The following is a 15,500-nucleotide window of genomic DNA, read 5'->3' as shown; positions in this document are numbered from 1 at the left end:
GGTGCCGCATCGAGCGTGAGACCGGGCGGCCGATTTTCCCGGGTGGGGTGACGACGACTAACCCTGGCCAGCCGGTACAACGGTCCAAGATTGTCGACGATGTCTCCGAGGCGATCAAATATGCGAAGCGTCACGCAGGCGAAGCAATGATGCCGATGTGGTCGCGACAGGACATGCCGCCGAGCAAAGGGGCCAGAAAGGCGCTGGCCGCGGTAGCGGGCAGAACCGGTCTACTGCTGTCAGGGGTCATGCAGAAGTTCATCGAGCGCAACGACGCCGCGCAACTGGCGGCGACCCGAGCGCTGGACGAGTGGCGTTCGCGGCTCGGCATTTGGGATATCGCCAAGCTGATCGACCAGTTGCGTGGCTATGTCGATCAGATTGATCGCATCCGCACTGCCAGATTGGCGGTCGTCGCACGGACGGCCGCACGGATCACCGCCAAGATGGCGACAGGCATAATGGCGCGCGAAACAATCAACCAGGCAAAGGTCCCCGGTATCGGTTCGGCTCTTCGCACCCACCTCGCCACCCATGGGATTGTGAGCGCGGCGGATATATCCCGCCCTGCCCTAACCGCCATCGGCGGCGTCGGCGAAGCGCGGATCGTATCGCTGCTGTTCTGGCGCGAAGAAATCGCGGTGTGGGCGGAGCACGCCGCACGTTCGGCGGACCGGGACAAAGTGTTTGCCAACGCTGAAGCGGCGGTCCGGCAGCATGAGCGGCAGCTCGAACTTCGAGCGCAGTCCCTACTTCCCGACCTCGAGACGAAGGTTGCGCGTGTTCGAAAAGCGGTGTGGCTCCTCGACCGGGACGTTGAAGCAGCCTTGGCGGCGCGCGATCAGGCAACTGCGGATCTGGCGCATCTCGGAATCGCCGGCCGTGCCCGGCCAAACATTTTCCTGGGCACGCTGCCCGCGCCAACCCCCGCCAAAGTTAAAAAAGGGAAGGCCGGAAAGAAGCGGGCGGCCAGGACGTGTCCGCGTTGCGGGTCGTCGATGGTCAAGCGCTGGGGACCAGCTGTCAACGGAAAGCCTGTGCCGTTATTGGGCTGCAGCGCCTATCCCAAATGCCATGGCACGAGCACTATCCGGAAGAAGTGCACGCCATGAGCGGCGATGCAGGCCCCGACTCGCCCTCGCCCGTTGACGCCCGGCGGATGCAATTGGCCCGCAGTAAGGCGCGGCGCGAGATAGGAGCAGCCGAGAAGCGCTATGCCGACCGTGCGCGCGAAATTTTCCGGCAGGAGATCGGCGCGACGGTTCGGTCGGTATCTCAGTTTCTAATCGCATTGCTGGCGAGCGATGGCCTGGAGCTCGACGATGTGATCGAAACGATCGAGCCAGGTTATGGGTGGCCACGTCGACCCCGGCTATCATCGCGATGTAACATGTCGTCGTGGGGGAAGCATGTTCTTCGCCATATCGTCGCAGGTTTGCGACCAGCATGGCCGGACACGCAGTTGATGCACGGGACCAGTGTCGACCTGTCAAATTACGATTCCGCGAAAGTCCGCATCAATGGCCATTCGATCGAGGTCCGCGTCCGGCTGAAGACGGTGACGTTCGACACCAGCTTCGGGTTACTACGGATCGAGCTGGGCCGTCCAATTCCAGAAACGATGGCGATTGGCTTTGTCGGTCGGCTGGTGGAGGAAGTCGTAGACTACGCCTCGTTGCGCGGATCGGGCTGGCGCGTGACGGCGGTCGAGCAGGCCAATAGCGCTTCCGTGCTGATCGTTGAAACCGGATCGACCGCGTACCGGTTACCGTGGGCGCGGTGACATCCTTGGCATCATGATGGAGGATCAGCGCGCTCGACTGATCCATCGCTCCGCGCCAGCCACCGTCGTTGGAAACAAGCTTCGTAAATCGGTTTGCTTGAGCGCAACCCGCAGGCTTGCGCGCATCTGGCGTCGCTGCGCGCGGCTCGGCTTGCGATCATAGTCGAGATCGCAGGGCCGATTTGCGAGCATGGCGCGGGTCAAACGCTGTGCCTTCTTGGCAAGCATGACGGCGATGAACGTGGCGGCCACGGCGACGAGCATGCGCGGGAACCATCGTGCGAGGCCATAAATGAGACCGATCGAGAGCGCAGCGACAATCATCTTTTTTCCTATCAACACATGGTCTGCCCTTCCTGCCCACCTTCACACTTCTTCTCGCCACCGCCGCGCGTCAGAACGGTATCGCCTCCCCGATCTCTCCCGATGCAAAATCGATGTCGTGAAACACGTCGTGCAACCGCAGGACAAGGGCCCCTTCGGAACGGCGCTCGACCCAGCGAAACCTGGCGGCGCATGGCATCGGCATATCAATGATCTCGTCCAGCCGGCGACCTACGAGGCCATCTGCAATCGCATTGGGCATGGCAAGATCGCAGAGCGTCACCTCCTCGTCACGAAACTGAACGCGTTCGTGCGCTATCTGCCAAGCCTTGATCGTCCCGTTTGACCAATAGAGGCGAGACACGAGTTGGCGGCCCCGTGAGATCGGCAAGACGACATCGGTCGCCATCCGTTGCGAGAGGCGCCGCAGGACGGGGATGCTCCCGCCGGGTGCTGCCTCAAGGATGGTGGCCGCCAACCCTTCGACACATAGCGCGCCAGCTTGCTTCAGCCGCTTTGCTTTTCCGACATGCGCCCGCACCGCTTCTTGCATCGCCACTCGCGCTTGTGCCTTGCCAGGCATGAGCCAGTGTTCGACGCCCGGACGCAGCGCCGCGTCAAAGGTTTGGAGGCCGATATACAGGGTGAGCTGCTCGGGCATCGTCTCGCCCGTAAAGTCCACTACCTCGAATGGCTTCGACCAGAAATCGACGAGGTTCAGGCCGGCAGCTTCGGTCCCGGCAAGTGCCGCCTCGGTTTCGAACGTCGTTTTCGCCGACCTCGCCCGCCGCGCAAGCGACGAGCGCTGGCTCCAGAAGATTTCCATCGCATAAGCCATCAACTTGACGATCAGGTCGAAGGCGTCGTGCGGCAGCTGGTTGATCGGCCGCTCGATCGGCACATTAAGCGATGCCCCGCCAGCTGCAGCGCACGGCGCAAAGTGGAGCGAGTACGCGTCAACCGAGCCCTCTTCGGTGATGACCACGGGCATGCCCAGCCCGCGACACGCTTGCCCTTCGGTCTCATGCTTCAGTTCGGCCAGAAACATCTCGAGGTTCGGGCCGACTTGCGACGCTGGCGCCTCATGCTCGCGGTGCATGCCGCCCCAGATATCGACCATGACGTAGCGCTGGTCGCCGACCGTCACGAGGCCGTGATTGATCCAGCGCGCCTTGGTGCCGAACGGAAGCGCGACGACCTTGGTCACCCCTCCGCGCAGCAGATCCGCTATTGCCGTCATCCCCGCCATCAATTCCGCGTCCGGTATCCGAGCCGCAGCTTCCGGGGTCACCTCGGCCTGCATGGCGTCGGCGGCGATCAGACTTGCAGCGGCGTCGGCCAGCGACTGGCCGTTACCGGCATCGGTCACGGGATCGATCCGCCGCAAACAACGACGAAACTCGGCTTCCAACGAGCTGAGTGGCTTGGGATTGGCCATGGTAATTCTCCTGGACTAAGGTTTCACGTCCAGGATTGAGCCCGAACTACCAGCTTATAGGGGCGACCGGCTCCAGCTCGTACCGGTTTGTTCCGTGCATTGGCGCGCCGACTCGGCTGGCCAGGTCGCCCCCTTTGCCGTCCGATCTAGGCCGCGATAGCGTAAATGCGCGGCGTGATGCCGCTATACGCCCACCATTTCTCGGCGAGCGCCTTGCGCGCCTTATCGGTGCGCAACCAGTTCTGGCGCACGCGGCCAAGATCTGGCCGCGACGCATCAAACGCCCGCATCGTGATCAGGAGGTGGCAGTGCGGCAGGATTTCCGGCCGATCACCATCTGCAGCACGTTGATGGATCGCCCAATCAACGGTCATGCCCTGAGACGTCAGATAATCTTCGCTGAACCCTTCGATCAGGCTGCGCCAACCGGTGATGCCCGCACCGATCGGGAGCGACCCTACCGCGTGCGCGCAAACCGGTTCGTCGGGTCGGATTTGGGCGGCGTGGGTGTCGGCCTGATCCCACAATCCCAGACCGTCCAGTGAAGGATGGTTCGCGCGCGCGGGCGCGCAGCGACCGCTTGCCACCAGGTCGTCGCGGATCGACCAGTCGGGCGTGGGGCCGACCAGATCGCTGCCATGCTGACGATGGATATACAGCCACGAGGCGCGCGCGGTGCGATGTGTCCGCAGCAACTCGGGCGTGTACCGTCCGCTGTGCTGGTGCAGGGCATAGCGGACGTTGAACGGGCGGTCGTGATACAGGCTGAACATAGACTTCTCCTTGGGGGTGATGCCGCACAAGGCGGCGATCCGCGCGGGCGGTCCCACGAGATTTCGTGAAATTGGTTGGAATGGTGGAGGGGGGATCAGACGCGGTGGCGCTGATACCATGTGATGTCGCGCATGCTCGGGTTACGGCACCCGGCCTGCTCGGCGAGCCAAGCTCGCTCCTCGTCGACCGAATTGCTGGTAACCTCTTTCCCCCAGCGGCGGATATTCTGGTCCCACTTATAGGCCCGCGCCTTGAGCCGGTCTTTCACCTCGAACCGCGCGCCCTCGGCGATGATCCGGACGGTCGGGCGTTGCGCCGACAGGATCATCTCGCTGCACGCGGTGCGCCCCGACGACAGCGTCGTCGTCAGAAGCGCGACCAAAGCCGCGACATCCGAATCCGCACGATGGCGGCCGTTGAAGAACCCGGCTGCCTCGCCGAGCAGGGCGCCGAGCTGGCGGCCTTCATAACCTAGCCCTCGCCAATCCACGTCGGTGAGCGAGCAACACCAGGCCTGTCCGGCGAGGCTGGAATAGCGTTGCTCGATCCAGGTCGCGTCGAATCTCGCATTGTGCGCGACGATCAGATCGGCGGTCGACAGCATCTCGACCACCCTGGCATCGTCGATGCGCTGGCCGGACAAGTCCTGATCGCACAGTCCTGTCAGCTTGACGATTTCGGACGGCAGCGGATGGCCGGGGTCTTCCAGCCAATCATGGACCGGACCGATCCCGACGATCCGTCCGCGGCCATCGAACGTGACCGCGCAGATGGCGAGTTCGATGATGCTGCCGGTTGCGGGATCGAGCGACGTGGTCTCGGTGTCGATGATCGCGGCGGTGCGTAGCCGGCCCTCGGGCGCCGGGAGCGGCAGCAGGTCGAGCGGCGGCAGTGATCTTAGAACACGATAATCAGGATGCGCCTCCAGGAGGGCGGCAGCACTTTCTGTATCGGGCGACAGCCATTGCGGCACGATGTCGTCTCCTCGAAACGACAAGACCCCGTCGAAGCGGGGTCTTGTCGAAGTTCATGATGATAGTGGCAGCAATCAGACGTAGGACTGGCCGTCCTCGAACGTCACCCACCTCGCTTCGGTATCGCCGGCGTCGCGTTTGGCGCGATACTCGCGATAGAAACTCGCGAACGATGCGGCGCGGTGGAACGGTCGCGACGCCAGAAACGGCTTCAACCCCGGATGATCAGCTTCCAGTTCCATCAGCCGTTCGCGCAACGGCAACAGCGTCTCGAAAAACGGATCGGGCTCGGCGCTCTGGAACGACGCGAAGTGCGCCCATAATACCAACCGCGATACAGCGGCCGTCAGCGCGACATCCTCGACGGCAACGGGCGCGTTACGGTTCCACCATCGGCCCACGTCCATATCCGGCACGAGGTTGGCGGGAATACCGAGCCTTCGGCACAGCGCCGCTTCATCGTGCCGCTCGCCAAGCATGGCGGCAGGGTCGATGACCCCCTGCCCTTTCGCCAGCGCGCCGAGCTTTGGCTCAGCGAAGAAGCGTCGCGACGCTGCCTCGGTGGTCAGCACGTCGCGGTCGCTGTCCGCGATGATCGTCGGCGCTCCACCAACTAAGGCGTCATCAATCAACACCGGGAGCGGCCATTCGAGTTCACGTGCGTCCGACACGGATTTGACGACCGCGTCGCGATGGCCATCACCACGTCTAGTGATCGTGACGATCGCCGCCGCGACCGGCTTTCGCGCGAGCGATGTGTTCGGCGGCATGTCGTCGACCGGCACGCATGCCAGCCCCACCGACTGAATGATGGTCGGCACGAAAGGTGATTGCATCACAGACCTCCTTGCAAGAAGGACCAGGAAGCCAAGAGCTGAATATCAACTCTTTTCCTCTACTTCCCAGTCCTCACTGCAATTTCAATCTGTCCCCTGTTCCCAGCCCTGCCGCGATGGTTGCAACCGGCCGCGCTTTTCCGCAGTCCGCTCAAAGGGACCTTTATTTAGCGGGGCGGTGGGCCGCAGCCCTTTTCCACGCAGCGGCGACAATGATGACGTTTGGCGGCGACCGAAGCGGTCCGTTTCTGCGGTCGATTGAACGAGAAAGCGGCAAGCTAAGTCACTGTATCGAAACGGTACAGCCGTTAACCAGCCTCCGATCTTGCTGAATGCGGTAGGACAGTTGATAGAGCAGAGGCACACAGGCGTCGTTTGACGGCGCACGGCCCAATCCCGATCCACGCGGAGCGTCGCGCAGGGTGAGGCGGTCGTCGAAATTCATCGATGTGTGTCGCTAGCCGCCCGGTACGCGGTGTCGAGACGAGAGGAGCACCGTCTCGAGTTCCACCAGTGGCTGGTGGGATTGTCCTGAACGGCCGCCGGGAGCCGTTCACTGACAGGAACGTCTCCTCATGATCTCGTTAGCCAAGCTGCCCGTCGGCACGTTCGACGTCTATCGCCATGTCCCCGTCGTTCGCGCTGCATCGACGCGAGCTGATGCTCTCCCGTCGGCGGAAACACTCGTCCAGGTCCAACCCAATGTCGCCAAGAATGGCGGTAAACGCGGTCAGCGAAAGTCGAAAACCGACTATCGGCCGTCGGATGTCCGGCTCGATCAATATTACACCCGCCCGGGCGTCGCGAAACACTTCTACCGGATCTTCAAACAGCATTTTGATCCAGCTCGTTACCTGATGATTGAGCCGTCCGCCGGTATGGGGTCGTTCTATAAACTGTTGCCCCCCGGCAGCCTCGCCTATGATGTTGAACCGAAATACCCCGGCATCATCAAGGCCGACTTCCTGACGGTCCACGTTAAAAGCAGCAGACAGCGCGCCATCATCGGCAACCCGCCGTTTGGCAAAAACGCCAGCACGGCCGTCAAGTTCTTCAACCACGCGGCGCGCCAGGCCGATGTCATCGCGCTCATCGTGCCGCGATCGTTCCGAAAGGCGTCGATCGAAAATCGTCTCAATCGGTTTTTTCACCTGGTTCGAGAAGAACTGGTGCCGGACAACGCATTCCATTTCCGCGGCAAACCGTATAACGTGCCTGCACTGTTCCAGATTTGGGAACGCCGCACCGAGCCGCGGCAGCTCCGACCTGTTGAAACCAGGCACCCGGATTTCGAATTCACGACACCGGCACTCGCCGATTTCGCGATCCAGCGGGTCGGCGCCCGAGCCGGCCGAGTGCACCGCGATTTCACCCGCAGCCCGAACTCGCACTATTTCATCAAGGCGATCGCGCCCGGTGTCGAAGCGATCATGAGAAAGCTCAACTTCGCCAGCGTCGTCGGAAACGTCGCCGGCAATCCGAGCTTGTCGCGGTCGGAAATTGTGGCGCTTTACCATCAGCAGATACCGCGAAGTAGCTCACCACCCGACACCCTGGCGAACGATGCGGCCGGCATTCGAGTGGATGTCGGCCGCCTTCGCGCCCAAAGCCTCGGATTCTTCGATGAGTTTGATCGCCGGCCCAATCGGCAAGCTGTCAAAACAGCAAACATAGGTACGTTGCCGACAACCTCGAAACCTGCTCGTACCTCAATGATGTCCAGCTCCGAGCGAATTATCGCCGACGTCGTCAGGCGCGCCCCCAACTGGATGCGGCGTGACTTGTTGTCCGACGATCGTGTCGTAAAGGCCGCCGCAGAAGAAGCCCTGAGCGCGATGATTGCAAACGCCTTAGTGGAAAAGCCTTCATAGATTCGTGACGGCCTGTGGGCCGCAACCGGCAATTAAAATTAACTTAGCTATGGAGATTATGATGACCGTTCCTGTTTCCGCCGTCCATAGAGACGAGCTGATCGATCTTTCCGGTTCCACCCTTGTATACCCCGGCGGCGATGAGGCGCCGCTTGCGGGATTTCTGCATGTACAAAAGAGCTACACCGGCCGTCCGACACAGCAGGATCTATCCAGGGACTATGGCTTGCGACTTGCCACCGCATCCGAAAACAAAGACGATGCAGCCCTTGGACACACGCTACTTGTGACCCAGGTCGGAGACACGCGAGCGATCCTGATCCACTTCGCGTCTGATCAGTACGAGGTGGTGGTCGTTCAAGACGATTCGGACGATGACTGGTGAACGGAGGCTCATGGGCCGGAAGCGGAACGGCGGCTGTCGGGCCGCCAGATCGTAAAAGCGGAAGTCGTTTCAGGCGGCCGTACAAACGGCGGGATTCGGGCCGGAAGCTGTCGGTCTGACGAACAACCCATCATCCGCTTTTCATCTGGGCTTCGAACAGAGCATGAGATGCGCCAGGTATCGCACTCAAATATTCTGATTGCATGACTGGTGTAAGCACCTCGATCATTCGCCATCCTTCAATCCAGAACTCGATCACGCCGAACATGTCGCCCCGCTTACGGTACTTTGCCGGCCAGTTTTCACGAGCAGCGATGGCAAACACGGCATCCGTGTCCAGCGATGTCGCCATAGCGAAATGCGTGGCCGTGCCGCTAGCCGGCGTTCTTATCACCCCATAGGAATCAGCGTCGCCCTCAGCGACCACCAGTTCAGTGCCGCGTGGATAAACCTCAATGAGCGACCCGCGCTCGTCACCGGCCAACGCAACCCAGCTACCGGCGATTACAGGCGGGAAGGGTGCAACCTGCCCTTGCCACAATTCCGCAATCACGGTGGCGACCCGTTGGGGATCATTCGCATCAATCGAAATGTGGAATAGCATTTTGGCCTCCTAAGTCTGCCCAGCGGGCGGGATGCCAAACCAATCGCATCGCGCGACATTCACGTCTTCTGGAGTGCGACGCACGCGACAAAGTTTCGACGAGGATGGATTTTGAGGATTCTGCGTGCCGAGCATCCCGCGGTCATTTTGCGCAACCGTTAGCGAGAGTACGTTTCGCCGCCTGAGGCGAAGCTTATTCTCCAGTGGGCGGCTTTTAAGATTGGCGCATTCGGTCTGACATAGCGCTCAGGTACTTTGTCGCAACTTCGTCGATGCGAACGAGGCTTCGTCGAGCCGAAAGCGACTTCGCTCGCCGTATGACTATCGAATTAGCCACCTTCTCGTCCGACGTGAGCGACTTTCTCGCCGGCGTGATCCTGCGATCACTCCGTTTGTAATCGCTTCGCGGTGCCGCGGAGGTCTGCACTACGCGATGGGCCGGTAGGCGGTCCCTAGGAGAAACACTCATGAAAAGCCGTTATACGTTGTCTGCCGCGATCATTGCTGCTGCCGTGGCAATTCCTACCACTGAGGCAAACGCCGCGGTGGTCACCAAGACCTATTCTATCACAGCGACAAACTTTGAGGCCGGCGCACCGACCGATCCGGTGACGGGTATCTTCACGTTCACTTTCGACGATGCCGCGCTGCTAACGCCGCCATCGGCGGCGGGCCTGACGCTCAACGGCTTCAACGTCGCCTATGCCGGCCCGGCGTTGTTCTCGTTCACCAAGGGCTCCGACATGCTGATCGTCGGCAACAACATCGGATTCGGCAGCTTCACCGTCAGTCCGGCCACGCCCGGCTTCGGCTTCGCGATGCTCGGCGTCTCGTCGACGCCCACGATCAGCAACTTGACGTATTCGGCCAATGGCAAGCTGTGGCACAGCTCGAACGTTACCGTCACCGCAGTGCAGGCGGTGCCCGAACCGGCGACCTGGGCATTGATGATGCTTGGCTTCGGCGGCGTTGGTTACGCCATGCGTCGCAAGCCGAAGGTCGGCGCCCGCATTCGCTTCGTCTGACCTTGAACCATTACGCGAAGGAGTCCCGGCCGGATGGTCGGCGGCTCCTTGCGGTCCGATTGTCCGTCCGCTCGGAACTCGACGAACGTAACTAGCGCGCCGGCCTGCCCATGAGCCGGTGGCGAACTTCGCCCCAATGGCGGGGACCGACACGGACCGCCGCGCCCGAGTGCAGCTCGAGCACCATATGCCGCCCGATGGTACTAATGCGCCGAACCGAACCCGGGCGGACAAAGGCGGACCGATGCACACGGATCATCTTGGCGGGATCCAGTCCGTCTTCGAGCGCCGACATCGTGATGCGGATCATGTGGCTGCGTTCGGGTGTATGGAGCAGCGCATAGTCCTTTGCCGCTTCGATCCACTCGATCGTATCCACCGGCACGCGGATTTGACCGCGCGTGGTGGGTATCCAGAACTCGTCGTGATATCCCGCGCGAGCGCTGAGCTCGCGTTCCTCGTCCTCATCTTCGTCCTCGAAATCCGCCTCGGCGCCGTTTCGGGCCATGGCGCTCGGTGTCGCGGCAGCGAGGCGGCGCAGGACCGAGCGGATGCGGGCGAGCAACTCGCGTGGCTCGAACGGCTTCATGATATAGTCGTCGGCGCCTAGTTCGAGGCCGACGACGCGGTCGATGACGTCGCGACGCGCCGTCAACATGACGATTCCGACAGTATCGTGCTTCGCGCGCAGGCGTCGGGCGATGCTGAAACCGTCCTCGTCCGGCATCGTAACGTCGAGCACCACCAACGCGGGAGTGCGCTGCGCCAGCAATCGGTCTAGCGCGGTGCCCCCGCTGGCCTCGTCCACATCGATACCTTGTTCGCGCAGATAGGCGGCAACGGGTTCGCGCAGATCTTCTTCGTCATCCACGACGACGACATAGGGCGCGGGCTGATTGCCAGGTTCTGAAGGCGTCATGCGAGGTCCAGTTGTTGAAGGAACAGATGCACCGCTTCGGGCGTGAACGGTTTTTCCAGGACCGGCCGCTTGACCTCGTCGAGAAAGCGCGCGGCAGCGGCCCCCAGCGTGTCGCCGGTCGCGAAGGCGACGCGAGCGAGCAGATCGGGTCGTTTGTCGGCGATCCAAGCATGAAGCGCCGGGCCGTCGACTCCCGGCATGCGCAGGTCGCTGACGATCAGATCGTAATCGCCCAGCGCGAGCCGCGTCTGTGCTTCGGCGCCGCCGCTGGCGATATCGCAGCTGAACCCGTCGAACGTCAGGAAATCGGCGAGCGATTCCGCGATTTCGCGCTCGTCGTCGATCACCAGCGCGCGCCGCAGCGGCGTTTTTGTCGCCGCCGCGGTCCGGGCGGGAGCCGTCCTGGCCGCCTGATCCGAATCGATCGGCAGCGTGAGCCGGAAGCACGCGCCGCGTTGCGTCGGCATAAGGTCGAGCCGCCCGCCATGCGCTTCCGCCAGCCCCTGCGAAAAGGACAGGCCGACGCCCGTGCCCTGGCCCTGGGGCTTGGTGGTGTAAAAGGGCTCGAACACACGCCGCCGCGCCTCTTCGGGGATGCCGGGGCCATTGTCGGCGACTTCCAGAATTACGGTGTCGGGTGTCTCGCCGATCGCCGTGCGAAGCGTGAGCACACGATCGGTTGCGCCCGTTTCGGCCAGCGCCTGCTGCGCGTTCACGATCAGGTTGATGATGATCTGGTGCAGCTGATCCGAGTCCGCCGAGATATTGGGCAGTGCAGGCGCAAGGTCGCGCGTTGCGACGATGCCGTCATTCTTCAGGCCATATTCGGCGAGTTCGTATGCCGCCATCGCCACGGCGTTGAGATCGACCGCCTCGCGCTCGGGCTTCTTCTGCCGCGCCATGGCCAGGAACGTCTGGACGATGCGGGCGCAGCGATCGGCGGCCTTGCGGATTTTCTGGGCGCGCTCGGCCAGCTCGCTACCGCGCGACTGGCGTTCCATCATGACCGCCTGCGCGACGACGATCGACAGCGGATTGTTGAGCTCATGCGATACGCCCGCGAGCAGGGACCCGAGCGCCGACAGCTTCTCGGTCTGATAAAGCGCCTCGCGCGATCGTGCGAGCGCCGCCTCCGCGCGCTTGCGCTCGGTCAGGTCGAGCGTGAAACCGCCCGTCCGCGCGACGCCGGCGCCGGTGATCGGGAACACCATCGACAGCACGTGCGTGTCGGGACGCATCTCCTCGATCGAGATTTCGGCGCTCGACACCGAACCGGCTTGGGCGATCGCCTCCAACCGCTCCAGTTGCAACGCGATGCGCTCCGGGAAAATCTCGTCCGGATGCGTGCCGACCAACTCCTCCTGCCCTCGCCCCAGCGCTTTGGCGAATTCGGGATTTACCCGCAGATAGCGACCGTTTTCGTCTTTCAGGTGCATCGCGACCGGCGCGTTTTCGAGGAATGCGGAAAGCCGCGCCTCGTTCTCGGCCAACCGTTCCTCCGAATGCGCGCGCTCGATCACCGCGAGCGTGCGATCCGCGAGGTCGCGGACGAGTTCGACGTCGCTGTCGGTCCAGTGTCGGGGCTGCCCTTGCTGAACGGACAGCACCGCGACGACCTCGCCCGCGCGGATCATCGGCAGAGTCAGCACCGCGCGGATTCCGAGTTGGTCGAACAGCGGCCGGTTGCCGTCGTCGAACAGCGGGTCGTCATGCGTGTCGGCGACGCGTACCGGCTGGCCGCTGCTGTGCTGCGCCGCGAGTTTTTCACCCAGCGCCGCCAGCGGGTAGCGCTGGTTCACCGTGCTGAGCACGCCGTCGCGCCATTCCTGCTCGACGCAGAGAAACTGGCCGTCCTCGCTGGCTTCGGCGAAATTGGTGCGTTCGACCCCCAGATGCTCGCCGATCGCAGCGAGCGTCTGCGCGAGGATGCCCCGCGCGCTGGTCTCGCGGCCGACGCGGTCATTCCATTCGAGCAGGAAACTCTGATTGCGCTCGCGCACTTTTAGCGCCGCTTCGGCATAGGCGCGTTCGAGCATCACCCACGCGCGCTCGGCGAGGTCGCGCATCAGCTGAAGCTCGTCGTCGCGCCAGCGCCGCGGCTCGCGGTCATGCACCGAGAGGATCGAGCGCATCGCACCGCCCTGAAGGATCGGCACACTGATGAAGGCGCGCACCTCAGTCTCGGCGTAGACCGTAAGCGCGGGGGGCTCGACACGCGCGTCCGTGGTGACGTCGTTGTAGCAGACGAGATCGCCGCCCAGCCATTCGCTGTCGACCTTGTCGCCGAGATTGCCCAGGCGGACGGCCTTGCCGAGATTGCTCGGCACGCCGTTGCGCCACTCGCCGCGGACGGTGAAAACGTGCCCGTCCGCATCGCTTTCGGAATAGGTCGCGCGCGTGACGCCGAGATGTCGGGCGATCCGTTCGAGCGTGGTCTGCATGATCGCATGCGGGCTGGTCTCGCGGCGAACCTCGTCGTTCCAGTCCAGCAGGAATCGCTGGTTACGTTCGCGCTCCTCGAGCGTCGCCTGCACCCGTGCGCGTTCGAGGGCGACCCAGGTCCGCTCGGCGATATCGCGCATCAGCTGGATCTCGTCGTCGCGCCAATGCCGCGGCGCGTCGTGCTGTACCGACAGTGCCGATTGCAGCCGTCCGCCCTCGATCAGCCGGATGCTGACAAATGCCGCAATCTGCGCATCAGCATAACGTGACGCCGCGGCCGGTTCGAGCCGAGGATCGGTTGCGACATCGTCGTAGCGAACGACTTCGCCGGCCAGCCACTGCTGGTCCACGGCCGTTCCGACCTGTTGCAGGCGGAAGCTGTTGCCGCGGATCGAAACGACACGGTCGTCGCGCCATTCGTCGGTGACCGTAAACTGACCGTCTGCATCGCACTCGGCATAGGTGGTGCGCGCATTGCCGAGATGGCGCCCCAGCCATTCGAGCGTGGTGGCCATGATCGCATGCTCGCTGATCTCACCGCGGACATGATCGCTCCAATCGATCAAGAAGGCCTGGTGGCGCTCACGCTCTAGCAACTCCGCCTCGGCACGCGCGCGTTCGAGCATCACCCAGGTGCGTTCCGCAACGTCGCGGAGCAGCTGAATCTCGCTTTCACGCCACGGCCTGGGATGATCGTGCTGGACGGACAGCGCGGAGCGGACTTGACCGTTTTCGATCAGCGGGACGCTGACGAAGGCAAGGATTTGCGCTTGCGCGTAGGACTCCACCACACTCGGCTCGATCCGCGGATCGCCAACAACGTCGTCATATTGGACGATTGCGCCGCTGATCCACTCGCGCTCGACCGTGTCGCCCACCGTATCGAGCGAAAAGCTGGTGTCGGCGATGCTCGTCACGTGCGCGTCGCGCCATTCGCCGAGAATCGAAAAGATCCGGCCGGTATCGTCGCTTTCGGAATAGGTGGTGCGCGTCACGCCAAGATGGCGGCCCAACCATTCGAGGGTGGTCGACATGATCGCCTCGGGGCTGCTTTGGCCGCGGACCTTGTCGCTCCATTCGATCAGAAAAGCCTGGCTCCGTTCGCGTTCCTGCAATGCGGCTTCGGCGCGCGCGCGGGCGATCGCGGCCCAGGCGCGCTCGCCCAGTTCGTCGCACAGTTCCACATCGTCGCGGGTCCAGCGGCGCGGCACGACGTCGAGCACGGCGATCATCGCGACCGAACGGCCGTCCTTGATGATCGGCACGTTGATCGCCGAACGCGTCCCCATCAGATCGGCCGATCGCTGCACCGCGTTATCCGGATCGCGCGCCAGTGCCGCATTGTCCTCCACGACCAGCGTTTCAAACCAATTGTCGAGGCCGGAGACCGTCGCGAAGGCTTCGTTGAGCAAGTAACGTCGCGCGGAATCGGGTTGGCGGGCACCGGCGGCAGCATGGAACACGTCGGGGTCGCGCCCCTCGCCGTCGCCGATCTCGCCGTACAGCAGGTGCGGCACCCCGAGATGTTCCGAAAGGATGCGCGACAGAACTTCGAGGATCGCCTGCGGCTCGACCAGGTCGCGCGACTGATCGTGGAAGGCGCGCAACACCGTCTGGCGGCGGTCATGCGCATGCTGGTCGCTCAGATCGATCTGAACACCGCACCAGCGTACCACGCTGCCCTCCGCGTTGTGGACGGGTACAGCCTTGCTGGAATAGGGGCGGTAGATATTGTCGCGGCCGCGCAATCGCAGGTGAACAGCTTCGGTTTCCCCGATCGCGCGCATCCGCCGCCACAGGTCGCGCAACACCGGCAGGTCGTCGGGATGGCAGATGCCGGTTGGGTCGCCATGCTCGGCGCTGGTCCCGTCGAACATCGCGTGCCATTCGCGATTGCCCCACAGCAGGTTGCCCTCGCCGTCGCTGATCCAGCACAGCCCCGGCAGGTTTTCGGCAATCAGCCGGAACTGCTCTTCGCTTTCGCGCAGCTTCTCGATCGGGTCGAAACCGGTCCGGTCGTGCATGATCGCCCTGCCCCCTCGCCACTTTCTTAGCGATTCCCTTGTCGTTTGCAGAGAGGCGCTTGTCGGCCCCGTCGCTAGGCGTGTCGGTTTCGTCGCAGTTT

13 protein-coding genes are annotated in these 15,500 nt (G+C 63.0%); 5 read left to right on the top strand and 8 right to left on the bottom strand.

Annotation, left to right across the window (positions count from 1 at the left end):
- Positions 1-47: 47 nt before the first annotated feature.
- Positions 48-1,112, top strand: a complete 1,065-nt coding sequence (locus tag FPZ24_RS05070; RefSeq protein WP_146570014.1) for a hypothetical protein — start codon at positions 48-50, stop codon at positions 1,110-1,112.
- Positions 1,109-1,783: a hypothetical protein gene (locus tag FPZ24_RS05065; RefSeq protein WP_146570013.1), complete on the top strand. Its 675-nt coding sequence runs from the start codon at positions 1,109-1,111 to the stop codon at positions 1,781-1,783. Before FPZ24_RS05070 ends, FPZ24_RS05065 begins: the two co-directional genes overlap by 4 nt.
- A gap of 24 nt (positions 1,784-1,807) precedes the next feature.
- On the opposite strand, the gene FPZ24_RS05060 is transcribed toward FPZ24_RS05065, so the two are convergent.
- The 5 genes from FPZ24_RS05060 to FPZ24_RS05040 form a co-directional block, all read right to left on the bottom strand.
- Positions 1,808-2,107: a hypothetical protein gene (locus FPZ24_RS05060; protein WP_146570012.1), complete on the bottom strand. Its 300-nt coding sequence runs from the start codon at positions 2,105-2,107 to the stop codon at positions 1,808-1,810.
- 70 nt (positions 2,108-2,177) lie between these two features.
- Positions 2,178-3,545 carry a hypothetical protein gene (locus FPZ24_RS05055; protein ID WP_146570011.1) on the bottom strand — a complete coding sequence of 456 codons (1,368 nt, stop codon included), beginning with the start codon at positions 3,543-3,545 and terminating at the stop codon, positions 2,178-2,180.
- A 146-nt stretch (positions 3,546-3,691) separates the two neighbouring features.
- Positions 3,692-4,318 carry a MobA/MobL family protein gene (locus FPZ24_RS05050; protein ID WP_146570010.1) on the bottom strand — a complete coding sequence of 209 codons (627 nt, stop codon included), beginning with the start codon at positions 4,316-4,318 and terminating at the stop codon, positions 3,692-3,694.
- Between the two features lie 95 nt (positions 4,319-4,413).
- On the bottom strand, positions 4,414-5,292 hold the full coding sequence (locus tag FPZ24_RS05045) for a 3'-5' exonuclease (RefSeq protein WP_186729075.1): 879 nt from the start codon (positions 5,290-5,292) through the stop codon (positions 4,414-4,416).
- A gap of 75 nt (positions 5,293-5,367) precedes the next feature.
- A complete protein-coding gene (locus FPZ24_RS05040; RefSeq protein ID WP_146570008.1) occupies positions 5,368-6,129 on the bottom strand; it encodes a hypothetical protein in 762 nt (253 codons plus the stop codon).
- Positions 6,130-6,704: 575 nt separating this feature from the next.
- Here FPZ24_RS05040 and FPZ24_RS05035 point away from each other — a divergent pair.
- Both FPZ24_RS05035 and FPZ24_RS05030 read left to right on the top strand, forming a co-directional pair.
- The gene (locus tag FPZ24_RS05035; protein WP_240047623.1) at positions 6,705-8,000 is read left to right on the top strand and encodes an SAM-dependent methyltransferase; all 1,296 of its coding nucleotides are present in this window, start codon (positions 6,705-6,707) and stop codon (positions 7,998-8,000) included.
- A gap of 61 nt (positions 8,001-8,061) precedes the next feature.
- Entirely contained in the window at positions 8,062-8,385 is a 324-nt protein-coding gene (locus FPZ24_RS05030) for a hypothetical protein (RefSeq protein ID WP_146570007.1), read from the top strand.
- A gap of 130 nt (positions 8,386-8,515) precedes the next feature.
- On the opposite strand, the gene FPZ24_RS05025 is transcribed toward FPZ24_RS05030, so the two are convergent.
- The gene (locus FPZ24_RS05025; protein ID WP_146570006.1) at positions 8,516-8,989 is read right to left on the bottom strand and encodes a hypothetical protein; all 474 of its coding nucleotides are present in this window, start codon (positions 8,987-8,989) and stop codon (positions 8,516-8,518) included.
- 467 nt (positions 8,990-9,456) lie between these two features.
- Here FPZ24_RS05025 and FPZ24_RS05020 point away from each other — a divergent pair, with 467 nt between their 5' ends.
- Positions 9,457-10,014 carry a PEPxxWA-CTERM sorting domain-containing protein gene (locus FPZ24_RS05020; protein ID WP_146570005.1) on the top strand — a complete coding sequence of 186 codons (558 nt, stop codon included), beginning with the start codon at positions 9,457-9,459 and terminating at the stop codon, positions 10,012-10,014.
- A 91-nt stretch (positions 10,015-10,105) separates the two neighbouring features.
- On the opposite strand, the gene FPZ24_RS17060 is transcribed toward FPZ24_RS05020, so the two are convergent.
- Together FPZ24_RS17060 and FPZ24_RS05010 are read right to left on the bottom strand one after the other, a co-directional pair.
- Entirely contained in the window at positions 10,106-10,933 is an 828-nt protein-coding gene (locus FPZ24_RS17060) for a response regulator (RefSeq protein WP_186729073.1), read from the bottom strand.
- Positions 10,930-15,399: a GAF domain-containing protein gene (locus FPZ24_RS05010; protein ID WP_146570004.1), complete on the bottom strand. Its 4,470-nt coding sequence runs from the start codon at positions 15,397-15,399 to the stop codon at positions 10,930-10,932. Before FPZ24_RS05010 ends, FPZ24_RS17060 begins: the two co-directional genes overlap by 4 nt.
- Positions 15,400-15,500 lie beyond the last annotated feature (101 nt).

Source organism: Sphingomonas panacisoli (genome assembly GCF_007859635.1).
Lineage (GTDB): Bacteria > Pseudomonadota > Alphaproteobacteria > Sphingomonadales > Sphingomonadaceae > Sphingomonas > Sphingomonas panacisoli.
Note: the sequence above shows the minus strand (reverse complement) of the source record. Positions and strands in the feature narration are given on the sequence as shown.